The organism is Streptomyces sp. NPDC018026 (assembly GCF_044327745.1).
Classification (GTDB): Bacteria; Actinomycetota; Actinomycetes; order Streptomycetales; family Streptomycetaceae; genus Streptomyces; species Streptomyces rubrogriseus.
In genome coordinates this window covers 1-1559 of record NZ_JBIRFY010000050.1, presented here as the reverse complement: position 1 = coordinate 1559, position 1559 = coordinate 1, and the positions used below count along the sequence as shown (strand labels likewise).

The 1559-nt window shown below is 63.2% G+C and carries 1 protein-coding gene and 1 pseudogene; both read right to left on the bottom strand.

Features of this window, described 5'->3' with window-relative positions:
- Positions 1-119: 119 nt before the first annotated feature.
- The gene (locus ACH4D3_RS41195) at positions 120-680 is read right to left on the bottom strand and encodes a GNAT family N-acetyltransferase (protein WP_398332887.1); all 561 of its coding nucleotides are present in this window, start codon (positions 678-680) and stop codon (positions 120-122) included.
- Between the two features lie 12 nt (positions 681-692).
- A pseudogene (locus tag ACH4D3_RS41190) lies at positions 693-1463 on the bottom strand (IS5 family transposase); the annotation flags it as partial.
- Positions 1464-1559: the final 96 nt, after the last annotated feature.

Genomic DNA, 1559 nt, shown 5'->3' with positions numbered 1-1559 from the left:
CGATCTGCACAGCCTGACTCCCAGTCCATCCGTGACGTTCAGCGGAGGATAGAACCAGGCACTGACAAGAAGGTCCCGAGGTTAAAGAACAAGCTGAGTGTCTGTCTGAGATCCCTGGGTCAGTTCGCAGCGGGTTCGGCAGTGTCTCTGGACTCCGCTGTGACGGCCCAGCGCTCGTGGTCTCTCCATGCACCGTTGATGAATTGGAAGGCGGTTGAGTAGCCCTCGCGCCGGAATCCGAGGCGTTTGACGAGGTTCAGGGAGGAAGTGTTGTCGGGCTGGATGTTCGCCTCCAGCCGGTGTAGCCCAAGCTTGTCGAAGGCGTACTGGATGACGAGCCTGAGTCCCTCGGTCATGTAGCCGTGGCCGGCTGTGGAGCGGTAGGCGGTGTAACCCAGACACCCGTTTTGGAAGCTGCCGTGGACGATGTTGTTGATGTTGGCTCCGCCGACGATCTCGTCTGTGCTGCGCAGGCAGATCACGAATCCCTCGTGATCTGCCTGCGCAAGCCGGGCAAGGTAGTTGTCGAAGGCTTCCTTCGTCTGCTCGCGGACTCCAAGCCAACGCTGCAGCATTTCGGCGCTGTCTCGCGCCAGCGCCGAACGTTCCTCGAAGTCCTCACGGCAGACGTGGCGGATGGCCACTCTCGGCCCTAGCAGGAGATAGGTGGGTATTGCCATCCGGGGATCTTATGCAGGTGACTTCCTCGACCACCTGGGCTGAGGTCCCTTCCGGGTGAGCCTGCGGGTCATCAGCGTGATGAGTGCCCAGGTCAGGTGGGCTTCCGAGTGTTGCGGCAGGCGCTCATAGTCACGGACGTTGCGGCGGGACTTCATGATCCAGCCCAGGGTCCGTTCGACCTTCCAGCGTCGGGGCAGGACGACGAAGCCCTTCGCTCCGCGTGGCCGGGAGACGGTCTTCAAGGTCATCTTCAGGAAGTCGTCGGACCAGGTGGTGAGCTGGCCGGCATAGGCGGAGTCGGCCCAGATCTGGGTGATCTGGGGCTGCATGACGCGCAAGCGCCAGAGGAGTTCGCGGGCGGCGTCGCGGTCGGTGGTGTCGGCGGGCGTCACCGTGATCATCACTGGAAGTCCGAGGGTGTCGACGGCGATGTGTCTCTTGCGTCCGTTGATCTTTTTGCCTGCGTCGAAGCCGCGGGTGGCCTTGGAGACGGTCTCGGCTCCTTTGACGGACTGCGAGTCGACGATCAGTGTCACTGGCCAGGGGCATCGTCCCTGGCCAGTGCGGATCTGGCGGCGGAGCTGGTCACGCAGGAACGCCACGACCCCGGCCCGGTGCCAGCGGGCGAAGTGGTAGTAGACCGTCTGCCAGGGCGGGTAGTCGGCGGGCAGGGCCCGCCATTTGATGCCGTTGTCGACGACGTATCGGATGGCGTCGACGATTTCGCGGCGGTGCCACTTCTCCGGCCGGCCGCCCGTCTTGGTCCGGCAGGCCGGGACGGGTTGTGAGGTTCGGCTGTGATGTCGCTGGGATGTTCGGCGTTGTATGTCACTGACGTGTAGATGTATTCGTGCTGCTCAGGAGTAGTTGAGTCGCTC